This window comes from Brevundimonas vesicularis (genome assembly GCF_027105095.1).
Classification (GTDB): Bacteria; Pseudomonadota; Alphaproteobacteria; order Caulobacterales; family Caulobacteraceae; genus Brevundimonas; species Brevundimonas vesicularis_E.
This window is the reverse complement of record NZ_CP114278.1, coordinates 2,787,396-2,805,699: the sequence shown is the minus strand read 5'-3', so window position 1 is coordinate 2,805,699 and position 18,304 is coordinate 2,787,396. Positions and strand designations below refer to the sequence as shown.

General features: G+C 67.5%; 16 protein-coding genes. 7 read left to right on the top strand and 9 right to left on the bottom strand.

The annotated features are described in order from the left end of the window. The first annotated feature begins 2 nt into the window (after positions 1–2). The 3 genes from O2K97_RS13970 to O2K97_RS13960 all read left to right on the top strand — a co-directional run bounded on the left by O2K97_RS13970 (position 3) and on the right by O2K97_RS13960 (position 5,082). On the top strand, positions 3–3,281 hold the full coding sequence (locus tag O2K97_RS13970) for an efflux RND transporter permease subunit (RefSeq protein WP_269219726.1): 3,279 nt from the start codon (positions 3–5) through the stop codon (positions 3,279–3,281). Further along, positions 3,281–4,726, top strand: a complete 1,446-nt coding sequence (locus O2K97_RS13965) for an efflux transporter outer membrane subunit (protein WP_269219725.1) — start codon at positions 3,281–3,283, stop codon at positions 4,724–4,726. Before O2K97_RS13970 ends, O2K97_RS13965 begins: the two co-directional genes overlap by 1 nt. 152 nt (positions 4,727–4,878) lie before the next feature. Then, positions 4,879–5,082, top strand: coding sequence for a hypothetical protein (locus tag O2K97_RS13960; protein WP_228763748.1), 204 nt, complete (start codon positions 4,879–4,881; stop codon positions 5,080–5,082). 7 nt (positions 5,083–5,089) lie between these two features. Here the strand turns inward: O2K97_RS13960 and O2K97_RS13955 are convergent, their stop codons facing one another. The 7 genes from O2K97_RS13955 to O2K97_RS13925 all read right to left on the bottom strand — a co-directional run bounded on the left by O2K97_RS13955 (position 5,090) and on the right by O2K97_RS13925 (position 13,623). Then, positions 5,090–5,266, bottom strand: a complete 177-nt coding sequence (locus tag O2K97_RS13955) for a hypothetical protein (RefSeq protein ID WP_017505124.1) — start codon at positions 5,264–5,266, stop codon at positions 5,090–5,092. Positions 5,267–5,317: 51 nt separating this feature from the next. Then, complete coding sequence (locus tag O2K97_RS13950) at positions 5,318–6,433, bottom strand: HlyD family secretion protein (RefSeq protein ID WP_269219724.1); 1,116 nt, start codon at positions 6,431–6,433, stop codon at positions 5,318–5,320. A 13-nt stretch (positions 6,434–6,446) separates the two neighbouring features. After that, complete coding sequence (locus O2K97_RS13945; protein WP_269219723.1) at positions 6,447–8,144, bottom strand: MFS transporter; 1,698 nt, start codon at positions 8,142–8,144, stop codon at positions 6,447–6,449. Then, positions 8,144–8,719: a TetR/AcrR family transcriptional regulator gene (locus O2K97_RS13940; protein WP_269219722.1), complete on the bottom strand. Its 576-nt coding sequence runs from the start codon at positions 8,717–8,719 to the stop codon at positions 8,144–8,146. The genes O2K97_RS13945 and O2K97_RS13940 overlap by 1 nt, the downstream gene beginning before the upstream one ends. A 46-nt stretch (positions 8,720–8,765) precedes the next feature. Then, positions 8,766–9,275, bottom strand: a complete 510-nt coding sequence (locus O2K97_RS13935; RefSeq protein WP_269219721.1) for a GNAT family N-acetyltransferase — start codon at positions 9,273–9,275, stop codon at positions 8,766–8,768. After that, positions 9,272–11,350 (bottom strand): S46 family peptidase, encoded by a 2,079-nt coding sequence (locus O2K97_RS13930; RefSeq protein WP_269219720.1) that lies wholly within the window; start codon positions 11,348–11,350, stop codon positions 9,272–9,274. Before O2K97_RS13930 ends, O2K97_RS13935 begins: the two co-directional genes overlap by 4 nt. A 179-nt stretch (positions 11,351–11,529) precedes the next feature. Further along, positions 11,530–13,623, bottom strand: coding sequence for a S46 family peptidase (locus O2K97_RS13925; protein WP_269219719.1), 2,094 nt, complete (start codon positions 13,621–13,623; stop codon positions 11,530–11,532). Positions 13,624–13,837: 214 nt separating this feature from the next. On the opposite strand from O2K97_RS13925, the gene O2K97_RS13920 reads away from it, so the two are divergent. The 3 genes from O2K97_RS13920 to O2K97_RS13910 are packed head-to-tail and all read left to right on the top strand — an operon-like array spanning position 13,838 to position 16,801. After that, on the top strand, positions 13,838–15,010 hold the full coding sequence (locus O2K97_RS13920) for an ABC transporter permease (RefSeq protein WP_055805778.1): 1,173 nt from the start codon (positions 13,838–13,840) through the stop codon (positions 15,008–15,010). After that, positions 15,007–15,762 carry an ABC transporter ATP-binding protein gene (locus O2K97_RS13915; protein WP_017505116.1) on the top strand — a complete coding sequence of 252 codons (756 nt, stop codon included), beginning with the start codon at positions 15,007–15,009 and terminating at the stop codon, positions 15,760–15,762. The genes O2K97_RS13920 and O2K97_RS13915 overlap by 4 nt, the downstream gene beginning before the upstream one ends. A 34-nt stretch (positions 15,763–15,796) precedes the next feature. After that, positions 15,797–16,801, top strand: a complete 1,005-nt coding sequence (locus tag O2K97_RS13910; RefSeq protein ID WP_269219718.1) for an HlyD family secretion protein — start codon at positions 15,797–15,799, stop codon at positions 16,799–16,801. 23 nt (positions 16,802–16,824) lie between these two features. Here the strand turns inward: O2K97_RS13910 and O2K97_RS13905 are convergent, their stop codons facing one another. Both O2K97_RS13905 and O2K97_RS13900 read right to left on the bottom strand, forming a co-directional pair. Next, the gene (locus O2K97_RS13905; protein ID WP_269219717.1) at positions 16,825–17,622 is read right to left on the bottom strand and encodes a crotonase/enoyl-CoA hydratase family protein; all 798 of its coding nucleotides are present in this window, start codon (positions 17,620–17,622) and stop codon (positions 16,825–16,827) included. A gap of 116 nt (positions 17,623–17,738) precedes the next feature. Further along, positions 17,739–17,891, bottom strand: coding sequence for a hypothetical protein (locus tag O2K97_RS13900; protein WP_017505113.1), 153 nt, complete (start codon positions 17,889–17,891; stop codon positions 17,739–17,741). Between the two features lie 156 nt (positions 17,892–18,047). On the opposite strand from O2K97_RS13900, the gene O2K97_RS13895 reads away from it, so the two are divergent. Then, entirely contained in the window at positions 18,048–18,269 is a 222-nt protein-coding gene (locus tag O2K97_RS13895) for a DUF1289 domain-containing protein (protein ID WP_269219716.1), read from the top strand. Positions 18,270–18,304: the final 35 nt, after the last annotated feature.

Genomic DNA, 18,304 nt, shown 5'->3' with positions numbered 1-18,304 from the left:
CCATGAACATCTCCCGCTTCTTCATCGACCGGCCGATCTTCGCGGCCGTGATCGCGGTGGTGATCTCCATCATCGGCATCGCCGCCTATCCGCTGCTGCCGCTGTCGCAGTACCCGGAAATCGCGCCGCCGACGATCACCATCAACGCCGCCTATCCCGGCGCCTCGGCCGAGACCCTGGCCGAAACCGTCGCCGCCCCCATCGAGCAGGAGGTGAACGGCGTCGAGAACATGCTCTACATCTCCTCCTCGTCCACGTCGGACGGGGCGGTGGCCATCACCGTGACCTTCCAGCCCGGCACGGACCTCGACGCCGCACAGGTGCTGGTCCAGAACCGGGTGGCGCTGGCCGAGCCCCGTCTTCCCGAGGCGGTTCGCCAGACGGGTGTCGTGGTTAACAAGGCCGAGAGCGGCTTCCTGATGATCCTGGGCCTGACGTCGCCCGACGGCACCCTGGATAACGACTATGTCGGCAACTACGCCAACTCCACGCTACGGGACCGTCTGCTGCGGATCGACGGCGTGGGCGCGGTTCAGGTGTTCGGCGGCGGCAACTATTCGATGCGCGTCTGGATCGACCCGGCCAAGGCGGCCGAGCGCGGTCTGACGGGCCCCGAAATCGTCTCCGCCCTGCGCGCCCAGAACGTTCAGGCCGCCGCCGGCTCCATCGGCCAGCCGCCGTTCCCCAACAGCGCGGCCGCCTTCCAGCTGCCGGTTCAGGTCCAGGGTCGTCTCAGCGATCCCAATGAGTTCGCCAACGTCGTCCTGAAGACGGACGCTCAAGGCCGCGTCACCTATCTGCGCGACGTGGCGCGGATCGAACTGGGCGCCCAGGACTACGGCATCCGCGGCTTCTTCGACGGCCAGCGCGGCGTCGGCATCGCTATCGTTCAGCAGCCGGGCGCCAACGCCCTGGGCACCGCCGACCGCGTGCTGAAAGAGGTCGAGGCCCTGAAGTCCGAAGTGCCCGCCGGCATGAAGGTGGACGTGCCCTACAACCCGACCGAATTCGTCGCCGCCTCGGTGGAGTCGGTTCAGCACACCCTGGTCGAAGCCGTCATCCTGGTCATCATCGTGGTCATGGTCTTCCTGCAGACCTGGCGCGCGGCCATCATCCCCATCGTCGCCATTCCCGTCGCCCTGGTCGGCACCTTCGCGGTGCAGCTGGCGCTGGGCTATTCGATCAACTCCCTGTCCCTGTTCGCCCTGGTCCTTGCGGTCGGCATCGTCGTCGATGACGCCATCGTCGTGGTCGAGAACGTGGAGCGGGCCATCGGTGAGGGGCTCAGTCCCAAGGAGGCCGCCTATCGATCGATGCAGGAGGTTTCCGGCGCCCTGATCGCCATCGGCCTGGTGCTGGTGTCGGTGTTCGTGCCCACCATGTTCGTGCCCGGCATCCCCGGCATCTTCTATCGCCAGTTTGCGGTCGTCATCGCCTCGGCCTCGGTCATCTCGCTGTTCGTGTCCCTGACTCTGTCGCCGGCCATGGCCGCCCTGCTGCTGAAGCCGCACAAGAAGGATCATGAGCACGCTCGCAAGCCGGGCGTCCTGGGCACGGTCGTCTATTACGGCGGCTGGGCCGGGCGGAAGTTCAACGAGGGCTTCGATTGGCTGTCGGATCGTTACGGCCGCCTGACCGCGCGTCTGGTGCGCACGGTCGGTCTGGTGCTGATCATCTATGCCGGTCTTCTGGGCCTGACCGCCTGGCGTCTGGTGGATACCCCCTCGGGCTTTATCCCTGAACAGGACCAAGGCTTCCTGATCGGCGTCATCCAACTGCCGGCGGGCGCGTCTCTGGATCGCACCCAGGCGGTGATGGAACGCGCCACCAAGATCATCCAGGGCACCGCCGGGGTGAACGGCACCGTGGCCTTCGCCGGTCTGGACGGCTCCAGCTTCTCGTTCGGCTCCAACGCCGCCACCATCTTCGTGCGCCTGAACGGCTTCGAGGAACGCTCCAAGGAGGAGGCCGCTACGGCCCTGGCCGGCGCCATCACCCAGGCGACCGGACAGATCGAGGACGCGCAGATATTCGTCATCGCCCCGCCGGCGGTCCAGGGTCTGGGCACCGGCAACGGCTTCTCGATGATGATCCAGGACCGCGAAGGCGCCGGCTATCGTCCGCTGGAAGGCGCGACCTTCGCCATGATGGGCGCCGCCGCCCAGAAGCCGACCGAGGTCAGCCAGGTCTTCTCGACCTACAACACGGCCTCGCCGCGCATCACCGCCGACGTCGACCGCGACAAGGCGCTGATGCTGGGCGTCCAACCCAGTTCGGTGTTCGACACCCTGGGCGTCTATCTGGGTTCGTCCTACGTCAACGACTTCAACATGCTGGGCCGCACCTTCCGGGTGACGGCGCAGGCGGAGCCGACGGCGCGCGACGACATCGCCGACATCGCCAATCTGAAGACCAAGTCGTCCACGGGCGCCATGGTGCCGATCGGATCGGTGGCCAATCTGGTCAACGATTCCGGACCGGCGCGGATCGTGCGCTACAACCTGTTCCCGGCGGCCGAACTTCAGGGCAACGCCGCTGCAGGGGTCTCTTCCGGCGAGGCGCTGCAGATCATGGAAACCATGGCCGCCCAGACCTTGCCGCAGGGCTTCTCCTACGAGTGGACGGGTCTGGCCTATCAGCAGAAGGCGGCGGGTTCCGGCGCGACGGTCATCTTCCTGATGGCGGTGGTGTTCGTCTTCCTGGTGCTGGCGGCTCAGTACGAAGCGTTCACGCTTCCGCTCGCGGTCATTCTGATCGTGCCGATGTGTCTGCTGGCGGCCATCATCGGGGTGAACCTGCGTGGCCTGGACAACAACATCCTGGTCCAGATCGGGCTTGTCGTTCTGATCGCCCTGGCAGCCAAGAACGCCATCCTGATCGTCGAGTTCGCCAAACAGGCCGAGGAAGAGCAAGGCATGAACCGGTTCGAGGCTGCGGTCGCCGCCGCCAAGACCCGTCTGCGTCCGATCCTGATGACCTCCTTCGCCTTCATCCTCGGCGTCGTGCCGCTGATGCTGGCCTCCGGGCCGGGCGCGGAGATGCGTCAATCGCTGGGCACGTCCGTCTTCTCGGGCATGCTGGGCGTGACCTTCTTCGGCCTGATCTTCACCCCGGTCTTCTATGTGGTCAGCCGCTGGCTGTCCTCGAAACTGCCGCAAGGCAAGAAACCGACCACGACGCCTGACCGTCCTTCGGACCGGCCCGTGCGTTATGACGAAACCAGCGACCTGACCGATCCGAACGCGCCTGCGCCCGCGACCGGCCGGGGAGGGGACATCTGATGACCCGCAACAAGACCCTCAGCTTCCTGACCGCCGCAGCCCAGTTGACGGCTTCTGGCGCCCTGCTGGCCGCCTGCGCGGTCGGGCCCAAGGCGCCGATCGCCGACCTGCCCGTCGCCGGCACGGGCGCCTTCGTCGGCTCGGCCAGCCCCACTGTCTCGACCGCTGCGGCGCGCGACGACTGGTGGCGGCTGTACGAAGACCCCACGCTGGACGCCCTGATCCAGCAGGCCTTCGCCGAAAATAACCAGCTAGAAGCCGCCTTCGCCAATCTGCGCGCGGTTCGGGCGTCGTTGTCGGAGGCCCGCGTCGGCCGTTTCCCGACCACGACGACCAGCGCCCAGGCCCAGCGCAGCCGCGCCTCGGCCGCCACGGTCCAAGGCCTGCCCGCAGGGCAAGATGCGCCCGAAATCGACACCTATGACGTCGGCATTCAGGCGGCCTATGAGGTCGATCTGTTCGGACGGGTGGAATCCACCATCCGCGCCGCCCGCGCCGACGCCCGCGCCGCCGAGGCCGCCCTGGCCACGGTCCAGGTGACGGTCGCGGCCGAGATGACCCGCGCCTATGCCGACACCTGCTCGGCCAATGCGCAGATCGCGGTCGCCGAACGGACGCTGGAGTTGCAACGCAACACCGCCAACCTGACCCAGACCCTGCTCGACGGCGGGGCGGGCACCGGGCTGGACGTGGCCAGCGCCCGCGCGGCCCTGGCCCAGACGGCGGCGACCCTGCCGACCCTGCGCGCAGCCCGTAACGAGGCCCTGTTCCGCCTCGCGACCCTGACCGGCCGCACCCCGGCCGAGGCCAGCCAGGCCGCCGCCGCCTGCGTGCGCCCGCCCCAGCTCAGCCAGCCGATCCCGGTCGGCGAAGGCGCGGCGCTTCTGGCCCGCCGTCCCGACGTGCGCCAGGCCGAGGCCGAACTGGCCGCCGCCGCCGCGCGGGTAAACGTGGCGACCGCAAACCTGTTTCCGCAGATCAGCCTGGGCGGCTCCTTCGGCTCCACCGCGCTGGACGCTGGCGAACTGGGCGACGACCAGAACTTCCGCTTCAGCTTCGGTCCGCTGATCAGCTGGTCCTTCCCCAACGTCTTCGCCGCCCGCGCTCAGATCAAGGCCGCCGGCGCCCGTTCGGACGCAGCGCTCGCTGCGTTCGACCAGACGGTGCTGACGGCCCTGCAGGAGACGGAAACGGCCCTGTCCAACTACGCCAACGAGCTGGACCGCCGTGCGGCCTTGACCGAAGCCAGGGACCAGGCAGCCCGCGCCGCCGACCTGTCGCGCCTGCGCTTCAACGCCGGCGCCGACAGCTTCCTCTTGGTGCTCGACGCCGAACGCACCCAAGCGGCGGCGGACGCCGCTCTGGCCCAGTCTGACGCCTTGGTCACCACCTACCAGATCGCCTTGTTCCGCGCCTTGGCTGGAGGCTGGCAAGCCGACAGCTGACCGCGTCGCGATGCTGAAAGAAGAGGGCCGGGCGACGCATCGCCCGGCCCTTTTTTCGTTCGTCCACAGTTTGAGGACCGTCCTAATGTTCTACATTTGTTCCGTTTGTGATCTAACCGGCTGCGGCGGTCGGCGGCGTGATGGAGGATCAGATGAACGACGGAATCCTGGCCCATATGATGGCCGAACTGGATGCGGAGCTTGCGCGGGCGGAGCCGTCCTTGCCCGCCCATCCCGAACATACGCGCCAGACCGAGATCATGCGCGCTTTGGCCTTGGGGCTGGGGAATTTCGAGCGGATGCGGGCGCACGACGTGCATCTGCTCGCCGCCAGCCTGTCGCCGCGATCGGCCTGATCCGGCGTCAGGGCTTGCGCTTGAAGGTGTCGCCGATCTCAGCGGCGTCCGGGCCATCCGGTCCCGCGCTTTGGCGCTCGGCCTGACCGACCGCCTTGGTCGCCTTGTCGGAGGTCAGGGCGTCCGGCTTGCCGGCGGGATCGGCGCCGTTCTCTTCACGACCCTTGGTCTGTTCGCGGTCCATGGTGCTCTCCGTTGCTTGGAGAGGTAGCGCGATCGGGAGCCGCGCGTTCCGTCAGCCGGCCGTATTGACCTTCGCCACCACCGACATGCCCGGCGCCAGACGCTCGGCGGCGGGCTGGTTCGGGTCGATGCGGATGCGGACCGGGATGCGCTGGGCGACCTTGGTGAAGTTGCCGGTGGCGTTGTCGGGGCGGATGACGCTGAACTCCGACCCGGCGGCGGGGGCGATGCGTTCGACATGGCCGCGCAGGGTCTGGCCGCCCAGGGCGTCGACGGTGATTTCGACCGGCTGGCCGACGCGGATGTTCTTCATCTGCGTCTCCTTCATATTGGCCGTGACCCAGACCACGTCAGGCACCAGACCCATCAGCTGGGCGCCCGCGGTCACATACTGGCCCTGGCGCACGCCGATCTCGCCCAGACGGCCGGCGCGGGGGGCGACGATGCGGGTGTTGGCCAAATCGATCTGAGCCAGACGCACAGCGGCCTGGGCGTTCTCGACGGCGGCGGCCAGGCTGTCGCGGCCGACGACGGCGGAGGTGACGCCGGTCTGAGCGATGCCCTCGGCGGCGCGGGCCTGGGCGACCTGGGCCTGGGCGCTGCGCAGGGCGGCCTCGGCGACGTCCACATTGGCCTGGGCGACCCAGCCGCCGGCCTTCAGGGTGCGGGCGCGGTTGGCGTCGGCCTGGGCCCGCGTCAGCGTTGCTTCGGCCGCGGCGATGGAGGCGCGCTGCTGGGCCACCGATCCGCGCGCCGACGCCTGGGTCTGGGCCGAGTTGGACAGGGCCGCCTGGGCCGAGTGCAGGCTGGCCTCCGCCTGCTCCAGCCGCTGGCGATAGATGCGGTCGTCCACTTGGGCCAGCAACTGCCCCTGTTGGACGGTCTGGAAGTCCTGGACCGGCACCTGGACGACATAGCCGTTCACCTGCGGGCTGATGATCGTCACCTGACCGCGCACATAGGCGTTGTCCGTACGCTGGATCGCGCCCCGGAAGGGCGGCAACTGCCAGGCGTACAGCACCATCAGAACGCCCAGCAGGGCGACCCCGGCGGCGATGACGGTCCACATGACGTTCTTCTTCGGCGCAGGCGCAGGTGGAGCAGCGGCGGGCGCCTGCGGGGCGGCAGGGGCGGAAGAGGCGGGGGCGGGCGGGGCAGCGTCGGTCATTGTGGGTCTCGGTTCAGTCGGCGGCGGCGACGGCGGCGCTCTGGACCGCAGCGTCTGCATTGTTGTTCTTGGCGTCGCGGCGCGCCTTCCAGCGCGGCCGCAGGTGGGTGACGGTCACCCAGGCGGAGCCCAGGGCCGCGATCACGGCGATGACCAGAAAGACGTCGTTGTAGGCCAGCACATTGGCCTGCTGCGTCACCTGTCGGCCCAGCAGGACGGCGCCTTCGGCCTTCGCCAGCGCGGGGTTCGTTATCGTCGAGGCATAGGCGCCCGACAGCTGGCGCAGCCGCAAGGCGACCTGCGGGTCCAGCGCCGACATCCCGGCCGCCAGCTGGTTGGAATGGTATTTCTCGCGGATGATCTGAAGCGTCCCGGTCAGGGCCGAACCCGCCAGACCGCCGACGTTCTGAAGCACGCTGAACATGACGATGAAGCTGATCAGGTTCTGCTTGCCCTGGGTCAGCACCTTGACGATGCCGATCATCAGCGCCGGGCCGATGAACATGGCCGAGGCGAAGGCGATCAGGGCCTGGCTGAAATATAGCTGCGCCGGGCGCGTCAGGACCGTCGAATGGCTGTCGATCCAGGCGCCGACCGCGATCAGCGCCAGGGCGATGGCGATCGGCTTGTTCAGCTTCTCCATGTTCAGGGTGAAGGCGCTGACCAGGGTGCCGGCGATCATCGACAGCAGGATGACGACGAACAGGCCGTGAAGCTGATCTGGTCCCAGACCCACGACGGTCAGGAAGCCCACCGCGCCGGATGTCTGTTCCGACAGAACCATGCGGATCAGCAGGATCGCCCCGAACAGGCGCAGCAGGTCCGGCCCGGTCAGCCAGCGCGTGTTGATCAGCGGGTTCTTGCGATTGTGCTCGACCAGGAAGGCGGCGGTCAGCAGGATGACGGAGCCGATCAAGGCCCAGCCGATCCAGGCGGCCTGCGTCCACCAGACGATGCGTCCCAGACCCAGGGCCGCACACAGCAGGGCCACGCCTGGCGCGAACAGGGCGAAGGTCAGGAAGTCCAGCCGGTCGAACACCCGCAGCCGCTCGGACGGCGGCAGCTTGACCACCTGCACCGCGCCCCAGGCGACCAGGCACAGGCCCAGCTCGAACAGATAGAAGGCGCGCCAGTCGCCCAACTGGAGCAGGCCGGGCATGACGAGCCGCGAAATCGGCACGGCGAAACTGGCCAGGCCGATGCCGATGATCAGCCCCTTGAGTCTATGCGCCGCCGGAAAGGCCTGGATGATGTAGAGGAAGCCCAGGCTGGAAAGGCCCGCGCCCGCCATGCCGGCGATGGCCCGCACCAGCAGGGTCGATTGATAGTTGTCGACGAACAGGTGTGCGGCGCAGACCAGCACGAAGGCGCCCAGGAAGATCTGGGTGAACAGGCGCAGGCCGTACTGCATCCGGAACTTGACGAGGATCAGGTTCATGCAGGCGTTGGTCATGACGAAGACGACCGGCAGCCAGGCGGCCTCGGTGATCGTGATCCCCAGCGAGCCTTGCAGGTTCTGGATGTTGGCGGTGACGGCGGCGTTGCCCAGCGATCCGACCATGGCGACCAGCAGGCCGGTCAGGGCGTACTGGATCCGCATCGGCCAGGCGTGATCGGGCGTGGCGGGCGAGCCGGGCATCATCGGCCGCTCGTGCGGCTTCAGCGTCTCGACATACTGTTCCCAGGGCAGGTGCCAGTTGTTGCGGGCCATCAGCGCGGCTCCCCGCGCGGTCTTAGGCCGTCAAGAACAAGCGCGCGGGTGCGCAGCGACACGGCCTGGCGCTCGGCTTCGTCCGCGCCCTGAAAACCGGCGCCCAGCAGGGTGGCGATCAAACGGATGTCCATCGGCCGCAGATCCTCCCTCACCAAGCCGGCGGCCTGGGCCCGCTTCAGCGGTGCGGCGCCCGCCTCCATCAAGCTCTGCCGCAGCGGTGTAAGCGCATCTGGCGACCGCACGTTCCGCACGACGCCGGCCAGTCCCGCATTGCGCACCATGTCCTCGGCCAGCCGGTCCAGAAACCAGAAGAAGGCCTGCGGATCATCGCCCTGATCGGCGGTGCGCCGACCCAAGTCCGCGACGTCGGCCTCCAGCACCGCCAGAGCCAGTTCCGTGCGGTCGGAGAAGTGCCGATACAAGGTGCCGCGCCCCACTCCGGCCCGTTCGGCGATCAGATCCAGGGGCGCATCCAGTCCCTGGTCGGCGAAGACCGCGCGCGCGGCCTCCAGCACCGCCGCCCGGTTCAGAGCGGCGTCCTTGCGGACAGGTTTTTCGGCAGGGCGCGTCATGGTGAGGCGCGTAAATGGACACGACTGTCCGTTTTGCAAGGGGTAGCTAGAGCGCTTTTTCCAGCACCACGAAATCCAGCTCGGGCCGGGGTGGATCGACGGGGAAGGGGCGGGTCTCGCCGGTCGGGGCGTAGCCGCGTCGTTCGTACCAGGCGATCAGTTCGGTCCGGCGGTGGATGACCGTCATCTCCATGCGGCGCGCGCCGAAGCGCGCGATCGCCTCGCTTTCGGCGGCCGAGAGCAGACGACGGCCGAGGCCGGACGCCTGCAAGGTCGGCTCGACCGTCAGCATGCCGAGATAGGCCAGGTCCTCGCCGGCGCGGGCGACCTGAACGCAGCCGATCAGCGCGCCGTCGCGATGGGCCAGCAGGATGACCCGGTCGGGATCGGCGATCAGGGCCGACAGCTCCGCCGCGCTGGTGCGATCATCGAACAGCAGGTCGGCCTCATGCGTCCAGCCGGCCTTGGCGGTATCGCCGCGATAGGCGCGCTCGATCAGCGGATGCAGCGCGGCGACGTCGTCGGACGTCGCCGCGCGTATGGCGATCGGCGTCACCGGCTGACGCCCAGCTCCGTCAGCAGATGATCCATCCCATAAACGTCGCGCAGGGCCACGGTGACGGCCTGGGTTGTGACGATCACGCTGCGGTTGGTGTTGCGATCGTAGCCATAGGCGTTGCGCTGGGTCAGGACGGTGGAGTCGAAGTTGGCCCCGATGATCTCGCCCCGGGCATTTACCGCGGGCGAGCCGGACGACCCGCCGATCGTGTCGGTCGAGACGGCCATGTCCATCACCGCGTTCGGATCGATCCGGTCCTTGGCGGCCATCAGCTTGGGCGCGACCTTGAACGGTTCGGCGCCGGTGGCGCGGTCCCACAGGCCGGCGAAGGTGGTGAAGGCGCCGAAGCGCTGGCCGGGCACGTCCGAGCCTTCGACCTTGCCATAGGTCAGACGCAGCGTGCCGGTGGCGTCGGGATAGACGGCGTCGCCATAGGCGGCGAAGCGGGCGGCCGCCAGCTGTTCCGACGCGCGGTCGGTCGGGGCCTTGACCTTATTCTCCCATTCCGTGCGGACGGCGCGGGCGTCGGCGTCGATCGACAGCACATACTGGATCATCGGATCGTCCGACGCCTGAACCGCCGCCAGGCCGCCGGTCCACAGGGCGCGACGCACGGCCGGATCGGCCAGTTTGGTGCCCGAGACGACGCGGGCCGACAACGCTTCGGGGCTTTCCTTGCCGAGCAGGGTGCGAACGTAGGGGCTGTCCACCGTCAGCCATTCGCGCGTCTTGGACAGCCACCATTCCAGCCGGATCTGCTCCAGCTCGGGATAGGTGGGTCGTTCGGCGAACAGACCGGATTCGACGCCGGGCAGGCGGCTGTCGGCGAACTCGGCCAGACGCTGGTCCGACGGCTTGGCCCGCTCCTGCGCGCCGCGCACGATGGCCTTGGCCCACTGGAACAGCTGCGATCCGCCGGCGACAGAGGTGGTGCCCAGGCCCGTGCCGCCTTCCAGCAGGGCGGTCGGCGCATAGAGTTCGCGCGCGATGGGCTGGACCGCTTCCAGCGCCCCCCACGGATCGGGACCATTGCCGTTGGCGGCGGTGTAGCGCTGCATGAAGTCGACCTCGGCCGCCGCCTTGGCCTGGATGAACTGGGCGTCGGTCAGGGCGCGCATCCGGCCAAGACCGCGCTTGTAGGTGTTCTCCACTCCGACGATCGGGTCCATGGCGATGAAGGCCTGGTCCTCGCCCTCTTCGGAATAGCGGATCAGACGGCCGCGCAGCTCCGAGGCGATCAACTGATCCAGCGGCAGAACCACGTCGCGGATGGTGGCCAGCTGGTCCATCGTCAGCAGGCGCTGGGTCGCGCCGGGATTGCCGGTGATGAAGACGGCCTCGCCCTCGGTCGGCTTGTCGGCGTTCCAGGCGAAGTGGATCGGTGTCTCGACCGGCTTGCCGTCCTCGTACAGGCGGATGAAGGCGGCATCGATGGCGAAGCGCGGGAAGGAGAAGTTGTCCAGATCGCCGCCGAAGGTCGCGGCGCGGTCTTCCGGCGCCCAGGCCAGGCGCACATCGCTGTATTTGCGGTATTTGTAGAGTTTGAACTGGCCGCCCCGGTACAGGCTGACGACCTGGCAGCGGATATTGGGATCGGCTCCGCAGGCTTCGGTTTCGATCCGACCGGCCTCGGCCTCGCGGGCCTGGGTGAAGGCCTGACCTTCAAGCCCTTCGCCGGCCTTGTGCATCCGCTCTGTGACGTCGGAGATGTCGGTCAGGATCTCGGCCGTGGCGCCGGGGCATTTGCGCTCTTCCTCGCGAGTCTTGGGCGTAAAGCCCGTCTCGCCATACTGCTGCTGCGGCGTGGACAGGTTGGCCACGCAGGTGGCGACGCAATGGTTGTTGGTCATGACCAGGCCCTGGCCCGACACCACGCCCGCCGAACAGCCGCCGAACTTCACTGACGACAGCCGCACCCGATCCAGGAAGGCCTGATCGATATTCGTGCCCAGCGTCTGGTTGGCGCGGGCGATGGGGAAGTTGTCGTAGGTCCACATGCCTTCCTCGGCGCTGGCCGTAGAGGCGGCGGCGACAGCGAGAACGGCGGCGGAGGCGAGGAGAAGAGGGCGCATGTGCGGTGTCCTTTAAGTCTCCTCCCCGCCTTGCGGGGAGGTGGCGCGGCGCTTCTTCAGCGTCGTGACGGAGGGGCTCTTAAGCACTTTACAGGCGATCATGCGGTGGTGAAGAGCCCCTCCACCGGTTCGCGGTCCCCCTCCCCGCGCAGCGGGGAGGAGACTTCTTCGTTTTCAGCTTAGCGACGCACGCCCAGTTCGCGCAGCAGGCGCGGCTGGTTGTAGACGTTGCGCAGGGCCTCGGTGATGGCGGCGGTCGAGACCGTCACCGTGCGGTTCAGCTCGGGGTCGTAACCGAAGCTGCCGCCCAGCGAGTGGATGTTGCCGTCGAAGGCGGCGCCGATGACTTCGCCCTTGGCGTTGATCACGGGCGAGCCCGAGTTGCCGCCGATGATGTCGTTGGTCGAGACGAAGTCATAGACGGTCGACTTGTTGACCTTGCCCTCGGCCGCCAGCCAGTCCTCGGCCGCGTTGAAGGGCTCGGCGCCGGTGTTGCGCTCATAAAGGCCGCCGATCTGGGTGAAGGGTTCGACCGTCACGCCGCGATAGGTCCAGCCCTTCACCTGGCCGTAGGACAGGCGCAGGCTGAAGGTCGCGTCGGGGTACAGGTTGGTCCCGTAAACCGCGAACCGGGCCTGGGCGATCTTTTCGCCGGCGCGGCCGGTCGGGCCGGACACGGCCGATTCCCACTGGGTGCGGACCGCCTGGGCCGCATCGTCATTGGCCAGGACGAACTGGATCAGCGGGTCGCCCGAAGCGGCCAGTTGCTCCGGCGTCATGGCCAGGGCCTGGGCGCGGAAGGCGGGATCGGCCAGACGCGTGCCGTCGACCAGACGCTCCGCGATCTGCTCGGGGCTTTCCTTCCCCAGCAGCGCCTTCACGTTCGCATTGTCGACCGTCAGATATTCGCGGGTCTTGGACAGCCAGAAGTCGAGATAGATCTTCTCCAGGTCGGTCGAGATCGGCGTCTCGGTCGCCAGGCGACGCCCCAGCGAGGCGATGTCGGCATCCGAATAGCCGGCGCGGCGTTCAGCGATGGGCTTGGCGCGTTCCTTGGAGGCGCGGACGATGGCCTTGGCGTAGCTGTAGAGCGACGAGCGCTGACCGGCCGCCGATTCCAGCTGGCGATAGGGCAGATAGAGGTCGCGCTGGGCGGTCGAGGCGCGCTCCAGATCGGCCCACGGATCGCCGATGCGTTGCGCCAGGGCCGGGTCGGCGGCGACGCGCTGGCGCAGCTCCTGCTCCTCGCGGCGCTTGGTGGCCATGAAGGCCGGGTCGGTCAGGGCGCCCTGCTGGCCGTAATAGACCTTGAAGCTGTTCTCCAGACCAAAGATCGGATCGACCGAGACGCGCTTGGCCTCTTCGCCGGTGGTCGAATATTCCAGCAGACGGCCGCGCAGTTCCGACGACTGGATCAGGGTGATGGGCAGTTGCTGGTCGCGCAGCGCCTCTAACTGGGCCAACGTCAGCAGGCGCTGGGTCGAGCCGGGGTTGCCGGCGACGAAGGTGACGTCGCCTTCCTTGGGCGCATTGGCGTTCCAGGTCAGGTGGTTCGGCGTGGCGACCGGCTTGCCGTCCTCGTAGATGCGCAGGAAGCCGGCATCCAGAGCGTAGCGCGGGAAGTTGAAGTTGTCCGGGTCGCCGCCGAAGAAGGCCGCCTGGAACTCGGGCGCAAAGACCAGGCGCACGTCGTCATACTTGCGGAACTTGTAGAGCTTGTACTGACCGCCGCGGTAGAAGCTGATGACCTGGCAGGTCAGTTTCTGATCGTCGCCGCAGGTCTCTTTCTGGATTTTGTCGATCTCGGCGGCGCGGGCCTGGACGAAGGCGGCGCCCTCAAGACCGGCGCCGGCGCCGACGACCCGATCGGTGACGTCAGTGATGTCCGTCAGGATTTCGGCCGTCTGGCCGGGGCACTTCTTCTCTTCCTCGCGGGTGGCGGGCATCCAGCCGTTCTTGACGTAGTCGTTCTGGGCCGTGGACAGGTCTTGCACGCACGACACGACGCAGTGGTGGTTGGTCAGCACCAGGCCTTCGTTCGACACCAGCGAGGCCGAGCAGCCTTGCAGGCGGACAGCAGCGTTGCGCACGCTGTCCAGCCAGGCCTGGTCGATGTTGGTGCCGTACTTCTCGTTCACCGTGGCGATGGGGAAGTTGTCGAAGGTCCACATGCCCTCGTCGGCGCGGGCGGAGGTCGCAGGCGCGGACAGGACGGCGGTGGCGGCGCCGAGCGCGGCCAGAGAGGCGGTGAGACGAAGCGAGGGCAAGGACATGAAGGCGTGTTTCCCAGAGCGTGGGACGGCCTGTCCCATCTGTTATGTTGTAACTAGCGTCAACACAGGGCTGACGCCAAGAGGCTGTATCGCCCTTAATCCCCTGATTTCGAACCCGCAATGACACCTCTTCACAAGCCTTACCCCGATTTAACTTGGCGGTGAGGAGGCGCACGGTCAGATAGGCGCAAGTACCGGGGGTTTATCGACGACGATGTCGCTTGCGCTATCAACACTGCTGTTCGAGTGGCGCCGCTATATGGCGGCGGTCATGGCCCTGGCCCTGTCCGGGCTTCTGGTCCTGGCGATGACCGGCGTCTTCATCGGCATCGGCAAGGGATTCACCGCGACCATCGAACGGTCGAACGCCGACATCTTCATCATGCAGCCCGGCGCCAAGAGCCTGATCGGCGGACCGTCGGGCGTGCCACGCCGTTTCATCCCCTTAGCCTACAACCACCCTGAGGTGGTCGAGGTCATGCCGCTGGACGGTGCCGGCGGCACCTTCCAGAACATCAAGAACGTCGACCCGACCAAGAGCCAGGCGGACAATGCGTCGCAGGGCGCGCCGCGTCAGAAGTTCGTCCAGGCCAGCATCATCGACACCCGTCCCGGCTCGGTGACTATCCCGACCGACTATTCGCAGGAACTGGTCGACGCGCTGCGCCAACCCTACACCGTGGCGGTCGACGAGACGGCCCTGACGACCCTGGGCGTGAAGCTGGGCGACAAGGCTCTGTACAACGGCCAGACCGTCACCGTCGTCGGCGTGACGCGCGGCTATCCCAATATGATGCAGCCGGGCGTGGTCATGTCGCGCGACACCCTGCGGATGCTGGGCCAGGCCGACACCGGTCCGCGCGTCGGTCCGTTGATGGTCAAGCTGCGTGATCCGGCCCGCGCGCCCATCGTGGTGGCCCAGCTGAACGCCATGGGCGCCGGTCAGTGGAAGGCGTGGACCAAGCAGCAACTGGCCGACGCCAACGCCGGCGCCATGTTCGAGGAAGGCATCCTGGTCATCATCATCGGCGGCTGCGTCGTGCTGGGGATCATCATCGGCGTGGCCATCACCTGGCAGACCCTGCGCGGCGCCATCATGGCCAACATCAAGGAGTTCGCCTCTCTGCGGGCCCTGGGCGTCAGCATGGGGTCGTTGCGTCGGATCGTGGTCGAGCTCAGCTTCTGGGTTGGCGTCGTCGGCGTCATCGCGGCCATCGTCCTGACCTGGCTGGTGTCGCTGCTGGCGATGATGGGGGCGGTGATCATCGCCCTGCCGCTGTCGCTGCTGATCATCGTCGGCATCGGCCTGATCGCCATCGCCATGGTGTCCGGCCTGCTGTCGCTGGGCATCCTCAAGAACAGCCAACCGGCGGACCTGCTGCGATGAACGTTCATACAAAGGTTCACGGCAAGCACGGCGACTTCGCCATCGAGGCCAAAAGCCTGGTCAAGCGGTTCAAGTCCGGCAAGGCCTGGGTGGATGTGCTGAAGGGCGTCGATTTCGATGCGCGGCATGGCGACCTGACCATGGTCATGGGGCCCTCCGGCTCGGGCAAGTCCACCCTGATCGCAGCCCTGTCGGGCTTGCTGAAGCCCGAAGAGGGCCGGGTGGATGCGCTGGACGTCGACGATCTGTGGAAGCTGTCCTCGGGCCGGATCGACAAGTTCCGCCTGGATAACTGCGGCTTCATCTTCCAGGGCTTCAACCTGTTCCCGTCGCTGACGGCGTTGCAGCAGGTCGAGACGGTGCTGAAGTTCCAGGGGCTGACCGCGGGCCAGGCCAAGAAGCGCGCCACGATCGCCCTTGAAGAGGTCGGCCTGGGTCACCGCCTGCATCAGCGGCCGGCGGCCCTGTCCGGCGGTGAAAAGCAGCGCGTCGCCATCGCCCGCGCCTTGGCCAAGGATCCCAAGATCCTGTTCGCCGACGAACCGACCTCGGCCCTGGACGGCGAGAACGGCCAAGTGGTCATCAAGCTGCTGCGCCGCGCCGCCACCGAACACGGCGCCGCCGTCATCTGCGTGACCCACGATCCGCGCCTGGAGGCCTGGGCCGACCGGGTCATCCATATCGAGGACGGCAAGATCCTGGACGACCAGCGCCGCATCCCCGATCCGAACGCCATCCTGGCGTCCCACTAACCGACACGACGATTTCCCTTAGGACGACACGCCAATGCCCGGCTTTCTGAAGAAAAAACGCACCTGGATCGGCCTGCTGCTTGTGATCGTGCTGGCGGTCGGCTTCATGCTGTTCCAGTCCGCCGCCAAGACCAAGAAGGCCGAGCAGGAAAAGGCGGCGGCGACTAAGGTCGACAGCCCCTATGCGGCCATCGCCAACGGCAAGGTCGACGTCGAGGGCGGCATCATCCAGATCGCGGCCCGTCGCGGCGGTATCGTCCGTGACGTCCTGGTTCAGGAAGGCGATCGCGTGGTCGCCGGTCAGATCCTGGCCCGTCAGGAAGACGACGAGGCGCGTCTGGCGGTACAGGCCGCCGCCGCCGCCGTCAGCCAGGCCGAAAGCCAGCTGACCCAGATCCGCGTCGACATCCGCACCGCTCAGCGCGAGCAGGAGCGTCTGCAACGACTGGTCGCCACCAACTTCGTCGCCGCCCAGCGCATGGACCAGGCCCAGGACGCCGTCGCCACCGCCCAGGCCCGTCTCGGGTCGCAGGTCGCCGCCGTCCAGACCGCGCGGGCACAGTTGGATCAGGCCCGCTACAATCAGGAACTGACGGTCATCCGCGCCCCGACCAGCGGCCGGATCGTACGCCGCTACGCCAACCCCGGCGCCGGCGCCTCGACCCTGAACGTCTCCAACATGTTCGACCTCGAGCCCGACGCGCCGCGCATCGTCCGTGCCGAGGTGGTCGAGAGCGACCTGCCGAACCTGACCGACGGTCAGGCCGTCGAAATCAGCCCCGAGGGCGACGCCAGCAAGGTCTATATCGGCGCCGTCATGCGTCGGGCCGCCGTGTTCGGCGCACGCAAACTGGCCTCTGACGATCCGTCGCAGCGCAGCGATGAGCGGGTGGTGGAAGTCGTCGCCTCGGCCGGCGATGCGCCCCTGCTGATCGGTCAGCGGGTGTTGGTCAAGTTCATGAAGCCGGGCGAGACCGCCGGGGCCAAACGCGCGGTCGCCGCCGGCGTCGGGCCGAACCAGGCCATGAAGACGAAATAAGACGTCGGATCAGCGGCCCCGTTTCAGTTTCCTTTGAAATCGCCGGGCCGCTTTTCCAGCACGGCGGCGACGCCTTCCTGATGGTCCTCGGTCAGGTGGGCGAGCGCCTGCATGGCCGCCGACATCTCCAGCATCTGGTCGAAGGTCGTGTCGCGGCCTTGGCGCAGCAGGGTCTTGGCCATGCGCAGGGCCTGGGGCGGTTGGGCCGCGACCTGGGCGGCGGTAGCCAAGGCCTCGGTCATCAGGTCGTCGTGCGCGACCACGCGATTGACCAGCCCCCATTCGGCCGCCGTGGCGGCGTCGATGGATCGGGCGGTGAACAGCAGTTCGGCGGCGCGAGCATAGCCGATGTTGCGCGGCAGCAGCCAGGACCCGCCGTCGCCGGGAATGATGCCCAGCTTCAGGAAGGGCACGCCGAAGCTGGCGCGCTCAGACGCGATGCGGATGTCCCCGAGCCCCGCGATATCGCAGCCCAGCCCCATCGCCGGCCCGTTGACGGCGGCGATCAGCGGAACCTCAAGCCCATACAGCGACCGCACGATCCGGTGCACGACGCGGCGATAGCGTTCGCGGATCGCCGCGCCCGAGCCCTCGAACAAGTCGCGCCCGTCCCGCATCGCCGTCAGATCGCCGCCGGCCGAGAATGCCCGCCCGGCGCCGGTCAGGACCACGCAGCGGATCGACGGATCGGCGTTGACCCGCTCGCACGCCGCCGCGACCTCGTCGCCGTCGCCCAGATCGGGCAGGGCGTTCAGCCGCGCCTCGCGATCCAGCGTCCAGATCAGGATCGCGCCCCGCTTCTCTTCGGTGATCAGGCCCATGCTTCGTCTCCGTCTTCGCGCCCGTCATCGACCGTGAACGCCGCGTCAGGCAAGCCCGGAACTGCAAAAGCCCCGGCGAGACCGGGGCTTCTTCAGGCTGAGGGCCGGGCGGGCCGTCAGCGTTTCTTAATCGTATAGGGTACGAAGTTGGACGGATGGCTGACCACCCGGCCCGAGTTCGACGGCATATGCCGACTGTTGACCAGCATCCCGCCCCAAAGGGCGAAGGACATCATGGCGTGTTGGAGGTTACGCTCCTTATCGTTCATCTTGGCGTCTCCTTTCGCAGAACGATGAAAAGAGACGCGTCGTACCAATGGGATTCCACCGTCAGTCGTTTCGCGTCATCAGCCGATATAAGACAGTTTTGTGAATTTGCAACTTTATTCGTCAGGAGTCGGAGTGATTTTCGCCACTGTGTCACAATGAGCGCAGCTACCCCGAGCCGGCCCGGACCGCCCAAGGCCATCGCCACGCCCTGCGTCATGGTGTGCGCAGTCGATGGCGAGAGCGGCCTTTGCCTCGGCTGTTTTCGCACGCTGAAGGAAATCGCCGGCTGGCGGTCGCTGAGCGACGCCGAGCGCGCGGCGGTCATGGCTGAGCTGCCGTCGCGCCGTGGTCAGGTGGATCCGGCCAAGCTGGGCTAGCGCGGCTCGGGGCTTAAGCTTTCGTCAGCCACGTC